Source organism: Arthrobacter sp. P1_B3 (assembly GCF_056406615.1).
Genome location: NZ_JBFTZV010000002.1, coordinates 238905 through 254999, shown reverse-complemented (window position 1 = coordinate 254999; position 16095 = coordinate 238905). Strand labels below are relative to the sequence as shown.

14 protein-coding genes and 1 pseudogene are annotated in these 16095 nt (G+C 66.4%); 11 read left to right on the top strand and 4 right to left on the bottom strand.

What is annotated here, in order from left to right:
• Positions 1–82: 82 nt before the first annotated feature.
• A pseudogene (locus AC1D2F_RS03915) lies at positions 83–552 on the bottom strand (transposase); the annotation flags it as partial.
• Positions 553–1469: 917 nt separating this feature from the next.
• On the opposite strand from AC1D2F_RS03915, the gene AC1D2F_RS03910 reads away from it, so the two are divergent.
• From AC1D2F_RS03910 to AC1D2F_RS03900, 3 genes are all read left to right on the top strand, one after another.
• Complete coding sequence (locus tag AC1D2F_RS03910; protein WP_476966218.1) at positions 1470–2285, top strand: MBL fold metallo-hydrolase; 816 nt, start codon at positions 1470–1472, stop codon at positions 2283–2285.
• Between the two features lie 308 nt (positions 2286–2593).
• Positions 2594–2716: a hypothetical protein gene (locus AC1D2F_RS03905; protein WP_476966217.1), complete on the top strand. Its 123-nt coding sequence runs from the start codon at positions 2594–2596 to the stop codon at positions 2714–2716.
• Between the two features lie 132 nt (positions 2717–2848).
• Entirely contained in the window at positions 2849–4123 is a 1275-nt protein-coding gene (locus AC1D2F_RS03900; RefSeq protein ID WP_476966216.1) for a MinD/ParA family ATP-binding protein, read from the top strand.
• Here the strand turns inward: AC1D2F_RS03900 and AC1D2F_RS03895 are convergent.
• Positions 4120–5031, bottom strand: a complete 912-nt coding sequence (locus AC1D2F_RS03895; protein WP_476966215.1) for a nucleotidyltransferase family protein — start codon at positions 5029–5031, stop codon at positions 4120–4122. The two genes, AC1D2F_RS03900 and AC1D2F_RS03895, sit on opposite strands and share 4 nt — an antisense overlap.
• A complete protein-coding gene (locus tag AC1D2F_RS03890; RefSeq protein ID WP_476966214.1) occupies positions 5031–5327 on the bottom strand; it encodes a PqqD family protein in 297 nt (98 codons plus the stop codon). The genes AC1D2F_RS03895 and AC1D2F_RS03890 overlap by 1 nt, the downstream gene beginning before the upstream one ends.
• 115 nt (positions 5328–5442) lie before the next feature.
• Here AC1D2F_RS03890 and AC1D2F_RS03885 point away from each other — a divergent pair, with 115 nt between their 5' ends.
• The 3 genes from AC1D2F_RS03885 (at position 5443) to AC1D2F_RS03875 (ending at position 8982) form a co-directional block, all read left to right on the top strand.
• Complete coding sequence (locus tag AC1D2F_RS03885) at positions 5443–6177, top strand: GAF and ANTAR domain-containing protein (RefSeq protein ID WP_476966213.1); 735 nt, start codon at positions 5443–5445, stop codon at positions 6175–6177.
• A gap of 863 nt (positions 6178–7040) precedes the next feature.
• The gene (locus tag AC1D2F_RS03880) at positions 7041–8255 is read left to right on the top strand and encodes an MFS transporter (protein WP_476966212.1); all 1215 of its coding nucleotides are present in this window, start codon (positions 7041–7043) and stop codon (positions 8253–8255) included.
• A gap of 214 nt (positions 8256–8469) precedes the next feature.
• On the top strand, positions 8470–8982 hold the full coding sequence (locus AC1D2F_RS03875; RefSeq protein ID WP_476966211.1) for a hypothetical protein: 513 nt from the start codon (positions 8470–8472) through the stop codon (positions 8980–8982).
• Between the two features lie 42 nt (positions 8983–9024).
• On the opposite strand, the gene AC1D2F_RS03870 is transcribed toward AC1D2F_RS03875, so the two are convergent.
• Positions 9025–10071, bottom strand: a complete 1047-nt coding sequence (locus tag AC1D2F_RS03870) for a phosphatase PAP2 family protein (RefSeq protein WP_476966210.1) — start codon at positions 10069–10071, stop codon at positions 9025–9027.
• 446 nt (positions 10072–10517) lie between these two features.
• Between AC1D2F_RS03870 and AC1D2F_RS03865 the strand changes: the two genes are divergently transcribed.
• The 5 genes from AC1D2F_RS03865 to AC1D2F_RS03845 all read left to right on the top strand — a co-directional run bounded on the left by AC1D2F_RS03865 (position 10518) and on the right by AC1D2F_RS03845 (position 15824).
• Positions 10518–10955, top strand: coding sequence for a DUF6993 domain-containing protein (locus AC1D2F_RS03865; protein WP_476966279.1), 438 nt, complete (start codon positions 10518–10520; stop codon positions 10953–10955).
• A 14-nt stretch (positions 10956–10969) separates the two neighbouring features.
• Complete coding sequence (locus tag AC1D2F_RS03860) at positions 10970–11764, top strand: class E sortase (RefSeq protein WP_364745262.1); 795 nt, start codon at positions 10970–10972, stop codon at positions 11762–11764.
• A 292-nt stretch (positions 11765–12056) separates the two neighbouring features.
• Entirely contained in the window at positions 12057–12992 is a 936-nt protein-coding gene (locus AC1D2F_RS03855) for an o-succinylbenzoate synthase (RefSeq protein ID WP_476966278.1), read from the top strand.
• A gap of 79 nt (positions 12993–13071) precedes the next feature.
• Positions 13072–13599, top strand: a complete 528-nt coding sequence (locus AC1D2F_RS03850; RefSeq protein WP_229995324.1) for a MarR family winged helix-turn-helix transcriptional regulator — start codon at positions 13072–13074, stop codon at positions 13597–13599.
• A gap of 140 nt (positions 13600–13739) precedes the next feature.
• Positions 13740–15824, top strand: a complete 2085-nt coding sequence (locus AC1D2F_RS03845; RefSeq protein ID WP_476966209.1) for a PhoX family protein — start codon at positions 13740–13742, stop codon at positions 15822–15824.
• The last annotated feature ends 271 nt before the right edge of the window (positions 15825–16095 follow it).

Sequence of the window (16095 nt, the reverse complement as noted above, 5' to 3'; positions counted from 1 at the left end):
GATCGTTGAGCTGACGTCATCGGTACTGCCGGCCGTTGATCGTGTGTTGTGTGTGGGGGCTATATGGTTTTCGTCAAGCGGCTTAAGGTGTTTGTGGTTCGTAGAACGTGCAGTCTCTGAGCATCGAGTAGAGGGTGTCGCAGCGGCGGCGGGCGAGGGCGATGAGGGCCCGTGGCGTTTGCCATCGGCTCGTTTCCGGTCATAGTAGGCCCCCGACAGAGGACCCATCAGTGCGGCGAAGGCGGAGAGGAACAGAGCTCGCTTGAGGATCTTGTTGCCTTTCCGGGACGGGTCGTCACCGCGGATGGATGTCCCGGATTTCCACGTCAGGGGGCGAGGCCTGGGTAGGAGGCCAGGTGCCCGGCCGAGGCGAAGGCTTTCCCGACGATCTCGGTGAGAATCCGGGCTGCGGTCCTGACGCAGACCGCCGCAAGTGACGCCAGGACCGAGTGATGAGGTGCGTCCCCACGATGGCTTCGACCTGGGGTCTGGACTCGCGGATGTTGGCAAGCATCCGGCAATCTGGGGCAGCACGATCGTTGCGGCGTTTGTCCGACGACGGTTACCGTTCAGCCGGCCCTCATCGTTGGGCCATGCCTTGTCGAGGAGCCGCGTCCCTGCCCGGTCAACTGCAACGGCGTGGTGTTCGCCCTGGCCGACATCCAGGCCAAGAATTGTCCCTGATCGATGGGATCTGGTTCAGTGTCCAAGAGGCAGACACACTGGAACAGTTTGCTATCAGCCACTTCCTCACCGCCGAGACAACGGTCAGCGCTGCTGCGGATGCCGTTTTCCACCATTGGCCGGCGCCATTACCTAGGACGTTCCACCCCATACTCGTTGCGGGGACTAGGCGCACGAATTTCCTTGCACCGCACGAGCGCGCTGTGGCGCTTCACCAATTGCGGCCCAGGCTGCGCGCGGTGAAGCGGTTGAAGCACATGGTCAAGGCCCTATCGGATGACAGGCCGCAAATGGCCGAACAGCATACCAGGCAACGCAACCTGAAACCTTCAAACTGCGTCGAATTTTGCATCCTTCAACGCTTCGCAGGCCTTGACTTTGTGGAGTTGAGGAATAGGTGCAGTTGTGGAATGGAGAACTCATTCTTCCGCCCACCTCGTCGCGGCAGAGAGGGGAGCCAGAGCCGGTATTCTTTGTCCCATCCAGTGGGCAAATGGTTAGTCCATTGTCGCCGTTCGGGTCGGAGCCCCGAATGTGGGCGAGGCTGAAAACTGCTACCAAATTGTGGCAGAAAGTGCCGACTAGACCATTAGGCGCGAGTGATGCCGCGGCTCCCTGCGCCTCGTGGTGCAAAGATCCAGAGCGCGAGTTCGGCAACTAGCGGTCCCAGGAGCCAGGCCCCGAGGCGTGTCGGCTTCCAGCTCCCGGCCAGCTCCCGTGGGTACAATCGAGGGCAGTACACCGCACCAACAACGCCGGAAAAGCGTCGGAAATACGGAGATTCAATGTCACGATGGCTCGAGGTCGGTCCGGACAACTACGTACTGACAACTCAAGGTTCCCTGCTAAACACGGGTCTGGTGGTCGGCACCGAGCGCGCCATGGTGATCGACACTGGCGGCGGCCCCCGGCAGGGCCGTGAGATCCTGGCGGCCGTGCGGGAAAAGACCGGGCTGCCACTGGTGGTTGTCAACACGCACGCCCACTACGACCACTTCTTCGGCAATGCCGTCTTCGCCGACGACGGCGTCACAGAATTCTGGGCGCACGAGAACTGCGCCGCGGAAATCGAGGAGAACGGCGACGAACAGCGCCGGCTCGTGGCCTCGGCGGAACCGGAAATGGCGGCCGGGCAGGGCTCCGACGCCGAGCTGGTGGTTCCGAACGCGGTCGTGAAGGACCAGCCGGTCCTCGTGGATCTTGGCGGGCAGACCGCCACCTTGTTCTATCTGGGCCGCGGCCACACCGACGGCGACCTTCTGGTCGGCACGGCGAGCACCCTCTACGCTGGCGACCTCGTGGAACAAGGGTCCCACCCGTCCTTCGAGGACTCTTTCCCGGAAGACTGGGCCGACGCCCTCCGGCACCTCTCCGCGCTGCGGCACCGCTACGAATTCCTGATTCCCGGCCACGGCGAACCGTGCCCGGACCAATTCGTCAAGACCATGGCCAACACCATGACCACCGCGGTCCGGCAGGCAATCCAGGCCACCCGGGAAACCCCGGACGACGCAACCAAGGCCATCCCGATCCTGCCGTACGGCCCCGAGCAGTCGCGCTGGTTCATCAAGCGCCTGCAGGACACGCGGGCCCACCGCTAGGGCTGGCGGGCTCAGGCGCGCCGGATGGACAACGCCGGTAGCCTGTGAGTAATCTCATCTCCGGGTCCCTTTCCGTGGACCCGCTCTCGCCCAGCGACCAGCTTGCCCAAGGATGGGGATCCGAGGGGCTCGCGTCAAAATGATGTCGCTAGCTCTCAGGAGGTCTCACCTGTGACTTTGCCCGGCTATGTCCTTGCGCTGTGCATTTTGCTGGGGAGTCTCGTGTTTCTCTCCGCCGTGTTCTACGGGCTGCTTCGCCTCAGGCGGCGCAGACACAGGACCGCCTCCGTTCCCCAGCGCCAGGAGTCATGACAGTGCCGTACGTCGACATCAACCCCCACCGTAACCGGCCGAAATGGTGGGCCTACGTGGGCCTGGTGCTCTTGGCAGCAGTAACGGTCGCCGTTGTGGTCCTCGCTCTGCGTCGCTGAATAGGGGGCACTTTCCGGCCGCGTTTGCGGGTCCCGTCAGCTGACCACCGTGCCTGCGCCTAGACTTGCTGGTTGGACCAAATCAAACAAGCAACGCAGCGGCCTGCGCTGTGATCCCTGGGGGGAACAAACATGTCCGAACCGGTGGACACCAAAACTGCCAACGACACGGTGGACGCAGAGCAGCCGGATCTCCGGCGCCGGCGTGACCGCCGCGCCGACGGCTCCGATGCCTGGACGGGAACCATGCCGATCATCACGCCTAACGAAGCCGACGTCCAACCCGCACGTACCGCCCCGAGCAGTTCATGGGCAGAAGCGGCAGCCGCGGCGGATGCGCCCGCTGCACCCACCCGCGCACCCTCCGGCGTAGCACCGTCGGCGTTGCCCGAGGCCCCCGGAACAACTCCGGCCATGCCTGCGCAGCCGGCCCGCTCCACGCGTTCGGCCAGGTCTGCGGCCCTGGCCGATGCCCCTATGCCTGACTTCATCAGTTCCCCGGGCCTCTTTGTCCGCGAGCAGAAGCCCCGGCCCGTCGGCGGGTTCCGCGGCGCCCTCTACAAGCTGACCGGCGGCGGGCTGAACTTGGGACCGAACGCCCGGCAGCGCGAAGAGGACGAGCTCGCCCGGCGCATCTCCCGCCAGCTCCAGGGCAGCTACAACACGGCCGTCCTGAGCCTCAAAGGCGGCATCGGCAAGACCTCCACCACGGTGGGCGTCGGACTGACTCTGGCCGAGTTCCGCGGCGATCCGCCGTGCGCGATCGACGCCAACCCCGATTCCGGCGACCTCGTGGAGCGCGCCCTCGGCGAGGGCATCTACCAGCAGCAAAGCCCGCGGACCATCACGGACCTGCTCAAGAACATCGAATCGGTCGATTCCCTCACCGCCCTGGCCCGCTACATGCACCACGCCGGCCGGCTCCACCTGATCGCCGGCGAACAGGACCCGGAGGTGTCGGATTCCCTGACCGCCGCGGAATACCTGCGGATCCGCAAGCTCATCTCCGCCTACTACTCGGTGGCACTGATCGACTGCGGCACGGGCGTGACGCACAACGCCATGAGCGGCATCCTGCAATCGGCGGACAACCTGATCATCGCGGCCGGCTACGCCGTCAGCGGCGCCAAACGGGCCCGCAGCACCCTGCACTGGCTGGCCAGCCACGGCTACGAGGACCTGGCCCGCAACGCGATCGTTGTCATCACGGACAAGGACGAGGTCTCCACGCGGGTGGACAAGGACGCGATCGAGGAACACCTGTCCGGCATCTGCCGTCAGCTGATCGCGGTCCCGCACGACCGAGGAGTGGCTGACGGCGACTTGGTCACCTTGGATGTGCTCCGCCCGGAAACACGCCGTGCCTACCGGGAGATTGCTGCAGCCATTGTGGACGGGTACGTCTAAGGGGCGGATCGCTGCCCGCGGCGTGAAGCCCTGATCTTCCGGGCTGCTGCCGGAAGGCCAGCCAGCCCGCGCCGCCAGCGCGAAACGTGGGCCCTGAGGAGGCTGGCCACCGAGTTGTCCAGATGGAGGTCATTTTCCCGTAGGATCCGCCGTGAGGGGAAGACCGCACGGGCCAGCACCAGCGGTTTAACCCGCCAGGGGCTTTCGATGAGCGCGATCAGATAAGCCGTTCCGGGGCCTTGTGCGGATGTGCGGTGGCGCCATTCCTCGCTGACAGTTCCCTGTCGGACCGGCACGTCTGCTATGCCCAGCTCGTCCAGGAACGGTTTCAGCGCCGCCGTGGCCTCCAACTCCGCGCTGAGATCCATGATGTGCTGATGCATGGTGACATCCACCCGTTGCAGCAGCCCTATGAACTCGTCTCGGTGGCGTGGAACACTAATGGCCCGCAGGCTGTGCAGTGCCTGAAAAATCACTGCCGCCGGAATGGATGGAACGGCCACCCGCCTAGCCGCCATGACCAGGTATTGCCGGTCGCGCCAGAGAGTTTCGAAGCCTTTTTCTGGTGATGCTTCCATTCCGGGAAATCTGTCATGTACGTCGATATCGCAGTTCCACTGCGGATGGTAGAGAGTGCGGGAGTGCGAATAATGCCGAACCGGTGCCGCGCCAAATGGCCTTTCGAGCCAGCCTCTCCCGCCCAGAAGTTCGACCATTCTGTCCAGGTCTTCCGGGCGGACTAGGACGTCCACGTCCGCGGAGACGTGAGGTCCGCGGAGTCCCATGATGGTGGCGGCGGGACCCTTGATGAACAGCACCTGCAGACCGGCTGTTGCTGCCACGAAGTCCACGAGAGCCGTGGCCAGGAGGACGGCTTCATCTTGATGCAGGGTCTCTGCGGCGTCCATCAGCTGGCACCTTCGTTCCGAGCAGACGGCGTGATCATTCCGTTGGTGCTCAGGGTGTGGAGCAAGCCCATCACATCCTCCTCGATGGCGCCGGCATCAGTACCGTAGTCGCGGGCAAGGAACTCGATGAGCTCCGTCTCGGTCCTGGTCCCGTCCAGCCCGTTCCAGACCGACGCGGCCGTTCCCACCAGGATCACCGGCACGTCCTGCTCGAGGTGCAGGACGGCCACGCGGTCGCCGTCGGCGCTTTGGACGCAGGCGACATCGGCGCTGACGTGCCATACCTGTTCCGTCATGAGACCTCCGCCGACACTAGAGAGGCCATCAAGCATCACGCGGGCCTTCGCAAGGCTTCATGCTACCGCGCGGCAGGCAAGTTGTTTCGCGCTGGTGACCGACTTAGATTTAGGCATGACCAACAACGCCGGGACCGAAGCCGCCCTGCAACTGCAGGACCTCCTGATGGGAACAGAGAACGTCGAGGACTTCCTGGGTCGGCTCGCTGAATTCTCGGCCGCCACACTCAGCCAGGCCGCCGACGCGGAGATCGAATGCGGCGTGACGCTGCAGCGTCGGAAGAAGACCATGACGGTGGCGGGGAGCAGCCCCCGGGCCGTCATCCTGGACCGCATCGAGCAGAGCCTCGGGGACGGCCCGTGCATCGCGGCGCTGCGGACCAGGTCCGTGGTCCTGCTGGCTGACGTCGATACCGATCCGCGCTGGCCGGAGTACCAGCTGCAGCTCGCGGCCAATGGCTGCCGCAGCACCCTCGGCGTACCCCTGGAAATCGGCGAGGACGCGGCCGCGGCTCTGAACTTCTTCGGCTCTGACAGCGGGATTTTCACCGAGGCAATCATCACCGAGGCGTCCGGTTTTGCCGACCTCGCCGGCCGCTCCCTCCGCCTGGCCGTCCGGATCGGCACCGCGCAGTCCCGGGCCGAGGACCTGCAGGCCGCCATGGAGCACCGCACCTCCATCGATCTGGCCTGCGGGGTGGTCATGGCCCAGAACCGCTGCTCCCAGGACGAGGCCATGGGCATCCTTACCAGGGTGTCCAGCAACCGGAACCAGAAGCTCCGCGACGTCGCTGCCGAAGTCCTGCGGAATCTCACCAGCGGGGAAGTCCACACGCACTTCGACGCCTGAGTTCACCGCCGCCCCGCGTCTACGATCGTGGAGTGGCCGGCGGATTCCTGCGCTTCGTGACAGACGCGATCGAGAATCCGGGTTTGGTGCTGGCGGATCATGGCCACCGCTGTCGCGGCCTCCGGGTCCCAGAGCTGGTTCAACGCTTGCAGACTTACACCTTGGCCACGACTTCGGGATGGCTCCACCGACGCGATGAGCGGGACCGGCCGGGTGGCCACCGGAAGGTTGCCATCAGGACATCGACAGGCCTGGCGTTATGCTTCGACGGCCGCTTCTGCAGCGGCGCAACTGCTGCCCACGTCCTCCGATAACCGTTCTTCGTGGGCCTGCCGGACCGCGGGGGTCGGAGCAGCCCGTGAGTATAAGCGAGTGACTCATGCATCGAAAACAGGTATCGCATACTGGTCCGCTCCCAGGGTCTGATGTCTAACCTGAATCAAGGCCGCGCGGCATCGGCAATTGAGAGATTTTCGGGAGGACCTATGTTTTCCACGCAGCGTCGATTGTTCGCACCCAGACCGCGGTGTAAGCACTGTCGAGTATCGCTCCGCCGGCGACAATTTACTACTGACTTTTGCTCGCGCGCATGCTGGGAGACTTGGGAATACATGCGAGTCCATAGGCCAGACTTGGCCAAATTGGGCCGGTTTCGAGATGCGGTTCTCGTGGTACGGCTCGTTCTTCGTGCGTGACGACGCCGCCCAGGGCCAGACGGCATGGCGTCTGCGCCCTTCAAGAAATACGGGCAATATTGTTGGTTTTGAGATCGGCGTTACCTGGATGGTGTAGCCAGTGTGGAAGTCCACACGCACTTCGACGCCTGAGGTCCGTGGCCCCCCGCCCGCCCTAGGATGAAGGGGATGACCACCACACAGACCGCACCCTTCAGCCTCCGCAGCATCGCCGTCCCCGCCTTCGGCCCGGCCCTGCTGTTCTGCATCGGCGAGGGCGCCATCCTGCCCGTGGTGGCACTGTCCGCCCGCGACCTCGGCGCCTCAGTGGCCGTCGCCGCGCTGGTGGTCACCCTGATCGGTCTGGGCTCTTGGTTTTTCAACCTCCCTGCCTCGCTCATCACGCTGAAGTTCGGCGAACGCTGGGCCATCGTCGGGGCAGCGGCGGCCAGCGCCGTCGCCCTCGCCGCCGCGGCACTTGCTCCGCTTGTGCCGGAAGGGCTGTGGCTGCTCGCGGCGGCCATGGTCGTCGTCGGCATGGCCGCGAGCGTCTTCAGCCTGGCCCGGCAGAAGTACCTGACCGAAGCGGTACCCGTGATCCTCCGGGCACGGGCCCTGTCCACGCTCGGCGGCGTCAACCGGATCGGCATCTTCATCGGACCCTTCATCGGCGCAGCCGTGATGCAGTTCGCCGGCATCACCGGCGCCTACTGGGTAGGCGTCGTCGCCATGACAGCGGCCGCCCTCTTGTCGGTGACCATCCCGGACCTCGTGGCCACGCCCGCAGCGGACGACGGCGTCCCCGTCCAGCAGGCGACGCTGCGCAGCGTCGCCGTGTCCCACGCCGGGGTCTTCCTGAGCGTCGGCATGGGGGTGCTGCTGCTCAGTGCGCTGCGTGCGTCTCGGCAGGTGGTGATCCCGCTCTGGGCCGAGCACCTCGGGATGGACGCCACGCAGGCATCCCTGATCTACGGGCTGTCCGGCGCCATCGACATGCTGGTCTTTTATCCGGCCGGCAAACTGATGGACCGCAAGGGCCGGCAATGGGTGGCGATACCCTCGACCCTCATCATGGGCACGGCGATGCTGCTGATCCCGCTCAGCACCGGCTTCGCGGGCCTGCTGCTCGCGGCCCTCCTGATCGGCTTCGGCAACGGCATCAGTTCGGGCCTGAATATGACGCTGGGGGCCGATTTCTCACCCGACAACGGCCGCGGCCAGTTCCTGGGCATCTGGCGTTTCATGGCCGACGCCGGGGCCACCGGAGGCCCGGTGTTGCTCTCCGGTGTCACCGCCGTGGCCTCGCTTGGGGCGGGGGTGGCCGCCACCGGCGGGCTTGGCTTCGCTGCCGCCGTGGTCTTCGCCGTGACCATTCCCCGGCTCAAACACCGCCGGAACTACTGACCGCGGCCGACGCAAAACGCGATAAGCAGGTAGCGACTACTCGGGTGCTTGCTAAGCGGACTTAGTAACGTCGGGCCTGTGCGCCGGTGCATCGAGACCGGCCATGCGTGGGGCGGCACGAGCGCCCCGTCAGGGTTCGCCCGTGATTTTTGGCCGCGCATGGTCTCCGCCCGGATGGGTGATGCGTTTCTTCGTAAAGTATGAGGAGATACACATGTTCGGAAAACAGTCCCGCTGGTTCGCGCCCCTGGCTGCAACAGCAGCCATGCTTCTTGTCGCTTCGCCCGCAAGTGCAGTCACCGAGCCGGACGTGACCATTCCCGCCTCGGAATCGTGTGTCGGCTTTGATCTTGGCCTTACGGCCACGGGCGGCGAGATCAAGGAAATCCACTTCAGCAACGGCAACCTCTACAGGGTGGGCACAGGAGTCGTCCTCACCTGGTCCAACCAGGGCCTCAACGGTTCTGGGAGCAACGGGAAGACGTACACGGTGAAAACGTCCGGTTCCGTGGCCAGGTATGTCAAGAACCCGGGCGGACTGTCCTATACGCTCACCCTCACCGGCCACAACGGGTTTATCTTCTTCTCGACGGACGCCACAGGTCCCGGGGCCTTCCAGTACACCGGACGGGTGGTGCTCACCGTTGACAACCCGGTTGGCAATAACGTGACATCCGTGGACGCCAGGGCGGGCAAAGCCGTGGACATCTGCGCACGCCTCAGGTAGCCATCCCAGGATCCCCCGTAGGCCCGGGCGCGCCGCCCGGGCCTACGTGCGCCGCGCCACCGTTCCTGGCGCAGGGGGCACGCGCCGGCGTCGTACCGCATGACCAAACAGCCAAATGCCGGCCACGGTGGCGAGGTAGCCGGCGATCACGATCAGCGAGGTCCCGGCCCAGAAGTAGGTGGTGGTGCTGCCTTCTTGGCCCGCGCCTGAGGTGACGATCAGCAGCGAAAAGGCGGCCACAGCAGCGGCGGCGAGTGCTGCCAGCAGCGGCAGCGTCAGCCACAGCCGGGCGGAGGCCCAGTGCCCGTCGTAACCGTCCCAGACGTTCCAGCGCGCCCCCTTGCGGATGATCAGCCAGCCAGCCGGGAGCATAAACACGGCCACCACGAGGAACGCCGCGACGACGTCGGCCGGACGGTGCCACTGGTTGATCAGGGTGGATATGCCCGTGGCGACGGCGAAGGTGCCGCCCAGGAAGCCTGCCAGCGGCCGCCAGCGCGGCGAGACCATCAGGAACACGGCGGCCGCGGCCGAGGCGGCCATGGTGGTGTGGCCGGACGGCAGCGAGTTCAGCTCCAGCGTCTCGACTCCGCGGTACGGCCGGACGGGCACGAGGTCCTTGAGGATCTGCGTGGCCACGTTGGCGCCCACGCAGGCCGCGACGGCTATCCCGGCCGCGGCCCAGCGGCGCCGCAGGATGGTGACAAATACGACCACGATCGACGCGATCACCACAGAGAGCGCCGGCAGCCAGTCAAGGAGCTTTGTCGCGGCTTTGCCCGCCGTGCCGCTCATGGCCACGGCCTCAACCAGCGCCGATTCGTCGATGAACTGTCCCGTGGTGGTGCGGACAAAGAAGAAGTAGGTGGCGGCCAGCGCAGCGGCACAGGCAACCGTGGCCAGCACGAACAAAGCGGCCGTGCCCTTGCCAGGGGACCACTCCGCCTGCGGATCACGCGTTCTGCCGGCCTGCGTCTTTGGCGCCCGGGTGGGTGGCGCCTGAGTCTTAAGGACCTGCGTTTCCGGGATCTGCGCCTCAGGGACTCGGGCAGACGGGTCCCATGGGGTGCGTTCCTGCCGAAAAGTCATGCCATTAAGGCTCCCACAGAACCCTGCACGCCACCTGATTGGCCCGGCGCGCGGCGTGGGGAGTAGTGACCGGACAAAAAGCCGAGTACCCGCTACTCGTGCCGCGCAGGAACAGGCTTCATAGAGTCGACAGTGCCGGCGCGGCACGTCCCCGGCAATACGCTCCTTGAGCGGGGCCGGCTGAGACGAGTTTCCTGGTCCAGGAAACTCACCCCCAGTCGACGCCGGCCCAATCAAGGACCCCAGAGAAGCGCAGCCGCATCCCCGCCCGGGGCCGATGAACAACTTCCTTGCCGGCGCCCAGCCTGGGCCGCAGCCGCGTCGGTCGCCTGGAGCCAGACCCGGTATGGGAGGATGTTCCGGTGACTTCCCCCGACCCCTCCCAGCTCCGCCGCCCACGCGGCCGCCGGTACGTGGGGCTGGCTGTGGGGGTTTTGCCGCTGCTGATGGGTATGTCTGCGTGCTCTGCCCCTTCTCTGAGTACGTCCTCCGGCTCGGTGAGCGGGGCGCCGGCATCGGCTGAGAAGGTATCGGCTGTCCCGTCCCGGGCAACGGCAGCGACGTCGCCGTCGGGGTCCGCGACTGCTCCTGGCTCCAGTGTTCCCCGTGCTGTGGAATCGGCCCTGCAGACCCTGCTCGCGTCATCGCCGCAGCCGAGCCGGGAGCAAATCCGCGCGAGCCTTTCCGCGGCCGGCTTTGCCCCGGCCGCTGTGGAGGTTTCGGCGTCCCGTACACCCACGGGACTGGCCGCCGACGCCGTCGAGGTTGGCGTGCTGAGCGGTACCGACTGTGTGATGGCGCAGCTCCGGTCCGGAACTGTGGAATCGTCAGTCTTGCCGGTTCTTCCGAACGGGCGATGCTTCATTGGCAGCGTCCAGCGGTAGTCACCAGGAGGGGCATGTCAAAGGTACTGAACCGCCGCGCCACGGTTGCGCAAGAAACTAAACGCACCCGCCGGCGTCGTTCCCTGCTGGCCGTCCAGGTCGCGGGCGAGCTGCTGATCACCCTCGGCGTGATTGCCGTGCTCTTCGTCGCCTGGCAATTGTGGTGGACCAACGTTGAAGCCGACGCGGCCCAAGGGGCTGCCGTGAAGCAGTTCGTGCAGGAGCACCAGGCACCCGCAACGAATGACCCGGCCGCCACGGCACCGGCGGACACCACGGCAGCCGCCGCCGTGCCGGTCGGCAAATCGCCGGGTCACGGACAGCCGATCGGGGTCATCTACATTCCCCGTTTCGGAGCCGACTACAGCAGGCCGATCATCGAGGGCACCAGCCAGGACGTCCTGGACACGCTCGGTCTGGGCCGCTATCCGGGCACGGCCATGCCGGGGGCCCTGGGGAACTTTGCGGTCGCAGGCCACCGCCAGACGCACGGCGCGGTGCTCGACAACATCCACACGCTGGTGCCCGGGGACAAGATCTATGTCCAGACCGCCGACGGGTTCTACACCTACGTTTTCCGGAACCAGGAAATAGTCCTGCCGGACCGGACCGATGTGCTGGCGCCGGTCCCGACCCAGCCCGGCGCAGAGCCGCAGCAACGGATTCTGACCATGACAAGCTGCAACCCGCGCTTTGGTGCCCAGGAGCGCATCATTGCGTACTCCGTTTTCGATTCATGGCAGCCGCTCAGCGCGGGGCCTCCGGCGCCCATCGCTAAGCAGCTCGCCGCGCTGCAGGGGAAGGGCTAGACCGTGTACCTTTGGCTTTTTCGGCAACTGCCCGGGCCTCTTTGGCTAAAGATCATTCTGTCCGTGGTGATCCTTGCGGGAGTCCTGGTTGTCCTGGACCAGTTCGTGTTTCCCTGGATGGCTGAAGTGACGCATCTGACCGACGCAACCGTCGGGCAGAGCTGAGCGCGGCACAACTATGAGCACAAACCCGTTTCCCCCGCCGCCCGCCCGGCACCGTCCGGAGGAACCCCGCGATCAGCACCCCGCACTGGAGGAACTCCTCGCCGGCGCCCACGTGGTGAGCCTGCCGATGCGGGTGAAGTTCCGCGGCATCCTCCAGCGCGAAGCCCTGCTGCTGAACGGCCCGCTGGGCTGGGGCGAATTCTGCCCCTTCCCTGAGTACGGCGACCAGGAAGCGTCCCGCTGGCTTGCCGCCGCGATCGAGGCCGGCTGGCGGGGCTTTCCCGAGCCCCTGCGGACCAGTATCCGCGTGAACGCGACGGTTCCCGCCGTCGCCGCGGACCGGGTCCCGGAAATCCTGGCCCGCTTCGGCCGGGTGGACGCCGTCAAAATCAAGGTGGCCGAGCCCGGGCAGAGCCTGGACGACGACGCCGCACGGGTAGCCGCGGTCCGCGAGGCACTCCCGGACGCCGCGATCCGGGTGGATGCGAACGGCGGCTGGGACATCCCGGCCGCCGTCGAGGCGCTGACCCGGCTCGCCGGCGTCGGGCTGGAATACGCCGAACAGCCCGTGCCGGACATCGCCGGCCTCGCCGAGGTCCGCCGCCGGCTGCAGGCCGCCGGTATCCCGGTGCTGATCGCCGCGGACGAAAGCGTTCGCAAGGAGGACGATCCCCTCAAAGTGGCCCGCGCCGGCGCAGCGGACCTGATCGTCGTGAAAGTGGCGCCGCTCGGGGGAGTGCGCCGGGCGCTGGACATCGTGGCGCAAGCCGGGCTCCCCGCCGTCGTCAGCTCCGCGCTGGACACCTCCGTGGGAATCCGCGCCGGACTGGCGCTCGCCGCGGCGCTGCCCGAACTGCCGTACGCCTGCGGGCTGGGGACCGTGTCCCTGCTGGCCGCCGATGTCACCCGGGACCCGCTGGTTCCCGACGACGGCGCCATCCGGGTCCGCGAGGTCGCCGCCGATCCGGAGCTGCTGGCGGAGTACGCGGCCGCGCCAGAGCGCCGCGACTGGTGGCTCGAGCGCCTGCGCCGGGTCCACGCGGAGCTGGCTGCAAGCCAGTGACGCCAATGGTTTGAGAGTAAAGTGAATGCGGACGCGGCGAAGTAGCCGCCGAAGATAGCTTTGGAGCGGAAGATTCGTGATGACCACCTCGGTACCCCGGCAAGTTGACGCGCTGGCTACGGCAAAGCGCGCGGAGGGCCAGATGGTGGCCCAGAAGGACGGGCTGCTCCGGATCGTGCAAGGCCTGCGGCGGGTCGACACGGGGACCTATGCCCTCCGCATCCGGCTGGCCGAGAATCTGGGGATCGGGACGATCGACATCAACGCGATGGCCTTTGTGGGCGAGGTGGACGGCCTCACTCCCAAGGATCTCGGTAAAGCGCTGAACATCACCACCGGGTCCGTAACGGCCATGGTGGACCGCCTGGAATCCAAGGGCTTCATGGTGCGGAAACCCAACCCCACGGACCGGCGCAGTGTGCTGTTGCACCTGAGCCCGGAGGGGACCGACGCCATGCAGTGGGCAAACGACCACTTCGCCGCAGCGGCCGCGGCCCTTCTCCAGGAATCCTCCGAAGGCAGCATTGTGAACATCGCCGAATTTCTCGAGGGCATTGGCCAGCGGCTGATGGCTGCCGCCAGCGCCCCGGAAGAGACGGACAGCTAGCCTCCAGGCAGGAGTTCGCCGGTGACGCTCCCTCAGTTTGTCCCCTGAGTTCACCTGGACTTCATTTGGGAGACGTCTCTCGGTAGACCGCGGCTGGAAGGGTGGGCGCGACCGCAACTCACCCCATGGAAGGTCTCTCCATGTCTGTCTCCTCCGGACGCACATTCTCCCTGCTCCCCATGCTTGGCCGCACTAAAGGCAAGCGAAGCCCCGTGACCTGCGCGCTGAAGTGCGACAACGCCTGCTCGGGCGAGGTCTGCAACACCAGCACCAACAGCTACTTCCGTGACATCGCCTCCGCCACGATGTCCCGCCGCGCCGCCCTGGGCTTCGGCGCCGCCGGCGCGCTCGCCGTCGCCTTCGGCAACGCGGTGACATCCGCGGGACCCGCAGCCGCCGACGGCGGCCCCGGCCTCGCCGCTGCCGCCAAGGAAGGGTTTGGAAAATCCAAGCTGCAGTTCACCGCCATCGCTCCGGTGGACGCCGCCGTGGACCAGTTCACCGTCCCGGCCGGGTACACCTGGCAGCCGGTCATCCGCTGGGGCGACCCGCTCTTCAAGGACTCGCCGGCCTTCGACCTGGACCGCCAGAGCGCCGCGGCGCAGGCCCGCCAGTTCGGCTACAACAACGACTACACGGACATCCTGCCGATCGCTGGCTCCAAGGACCGCCGGGCCGTGCTCTTCACCAACCACGAATACACCAACGAGTCCATCATGCTCCCGGCCGGATTCGACGCCGCCGAGACCCGCGCAATCGGCCGTGCAGCCCACGGCCTCACGGTGGTCGAGCTGGAGCGCGCGGACACGAACAAGCCCTGGCGCTACGTCCAGGGCGCCGGACTGAACCGCCGCTTCCTGACCGACACCACTTACGAGCTCGACGGTCCGGCCGCCGGATCCGCGCTGCTGAAGACCGCCGCCGATCCCTCCGGCCGGGCCATCAAGGGCACGCTGGGCAACTGCTCCGGCGGCACCACCCCGTGGGGCACCATCCTCTCCGGCGAGGAAAACTTCAACGGCTACTTCGCCGCCCTCGGAACCTCTGACGCCGACAAGCGCTACGGCCTGACCAGCAAGCCCACCGCCCGCCAGTGGGAACAGGATGACCCGCGCTTCGACACCCGCAACCCCGGCTACGAGAACGAGGCCAACCGCTTCGGCTGGATCGTGGAAGTGGACCCGTTCGACCCCTCCTCCACGCCCCGCAAACACTCCGCGATGGGCCGCTTCAAGCACGAGGGCGCCAACGTGATCGTCGCCAAGTCCGGCCACGTGGTGGCCTACATGGGCGACGACGAGCGCTTCGACTACCTGTACAAGTTCGTCTCCAGGGATCAATACCGGGAAGGCGACCGCGCGCACAACCTGACCCTCCTTTCGKAGGGTGACCTGTACGTCGCCAAGTTCACGGGCAATTCCCCGGCCGCCGGGTTCGACGGCGCGGGCAAGCTTCCGGCCGACGGAGCCTTCGACGGCGCAGGTGTTTGGCTGCCCCTCGTGGTCGGCGGACAGTCCAAGGTGGCCGGGATGTCCGTGGAAGAGGTGCTCGTGTACACCCGCCTCGCCGCCGACAAGGTGGGCCCCACCAAGATGGACCGCTGCGAAGACGTCCAGCCCAGCCTGCACACCGGCAAGGTCTATGTGGTCTGCACGAACAACGCGGACCGCGGCAAGCCCGGCAAGGAAGGGGCCACCGAGGTCAACCCCCGCACCCTCAACCGCGACGGCCACATCGTCGAAATCACCGAGACCGGGGACCAGACTTCCACCACGTTTGGCTGGAACCTGCTGATGGTCTGCGGCGATCCGGCCAAGAACTCCACCGCCTACTTCGCCGGGTTCCCCGCCAGCCAGGTCTCACCCATCTCCTGCCCGGACAACGTGGCCTTCGATTCCGTGGGCAACCTGTGGATTTCCACGGACGGCGCGCCCTCCAKCATCGGCTACGCCGACGGGCTCTTCAAGGTGACCCTGGACGGTGCAGAACGGGGCAAGGTGGAGCAGTTCCTCGCCGTCCCGCGCGACGCCGAGACCTGCGGCCCGGTCATCCACGACGACGAACGCACCGTATTCGTTGCCGTTCAGCACCCGGGCGAGGAAGGCACGTTCGCCGAACAGCACTCCTACTTCCCGGACTACGTCGCCGCCGGCGTGACGCCGAAGCCCGGCCAGGTGCGCGCCCCGCGTCCGTCCGTGGTCCAGGTGTTCCGCACCGACGCCTAGGGTTTCTGAGGCTGCAGAGCCTTCGACGCCACAACACAGCAACGGCACGACGCTACGCACGTTTGGCGCGTCCCGGGCCGACGCTCCCTCACGTTCCGCAGTTCGACGGCGGGATGTGAGGGAGCGTCTGTTTGCTTTAAGCCACCTGACAGCGAGTGGTTCCGAAGGCGAACCAAGTGTGGGTCCGTCCAAACTCGGGTGCACGCCACTGCTGTGGTGCAACGATTCTGTCCGTAGTCTGCGACTTGTTCGGTAGATGGACTAGGTGGGG

Coding starts and splice junctions, on each gene's coding strand:
- AC1D2F_RS03855 (WP_476966278.1), top strand. CDS start 12,057: ATGCGGGTGAAGTTCCGCGGCATCCTCCAGCGCGAAGCCCTGCTGCTG.
- AC1D2F_RS03910 (WP_476966218.1), top strand. CDS start 1,470: ATGTCACGATGGCTCGAGGTCGGTCCGGACAACTACGTACTGACAACT.
- AC1D2F_RS03865 (WP_476966279.1), top strand. CDS start 10,518: ATGGGTATGTCTGCGTGCTCTGCCCCTTCTCTGAGTACGTCCTCCGGC.
- AC1D2F_RS03875 (WP_476966211.1), top strand. CDS start 8,470: ATGTTCGGAAAACAGTCCCGCTGGTTCGCGCCCCTGGCTGCAACAGCA.
- AC1D2F_RS03900 (WP_476966216.1), top strand. CDS start 2,849: ATGTCCGAACCGGTGGACACCAAAACTGCCAACGACACGGTGGACGCA.
- AC1D2F_RS03880 (WP_476966212.1), top strand. CDS start 7,041: ATGACCACCACACAGACCGCACCCTTCAGCCTCCGCAGCATCGCCGTC.
- AC1D2F_RS03905 (WP_476966217.1), top strand. CDS start 2,594: ATGACAGTGCCGTACGTCGACATCAACCCCCACCGTAACCGGCCGAAA.
- AC1D2F_RS03850 (WP_229995324.1), top strand. CDS start 13,072: ATGACCACCTCGGTACCCCGGCAAGTTGACGCGCTGGCTACGGCAAAG.
- AC1D2F_RS03860 (WP_364745262.1), top strand. CDS start 10,970: ATGTCAAAGGTACTGAACCGCCGCGCCACGGTTGCGCAAGAAACTAAA.
- AC1D2F_RS03895 (WP_476966215.1), bottom strand. CDS start 5,031: ATGGACGCCGCAGAGACCCTGCATCAAGATGAAGCCGTCCTCCTGGCC.
- AC1D2F_RS03885 (WP_476966213.1), top strand. CDS start 5,443: ATGACCAACAACGCCGGGACCGAAGCCGCCCTGCAACTGCAGGACCTC.
- AC1D2F_RS03870 (WP_476966210.1), bottom strand. CDS start 10,071: ATGACTTTTCGGCAGGAACGCACCCCATGGGACCCGTCTGCCCGAGTC.
- AC1D2F_RS03890 (WP_476966214.1), bottom strand. CDS start 5,327: ATGACGGAACAGGTATGGCACGTCAGCGCCGATGTCGCCTGCGTCCAA.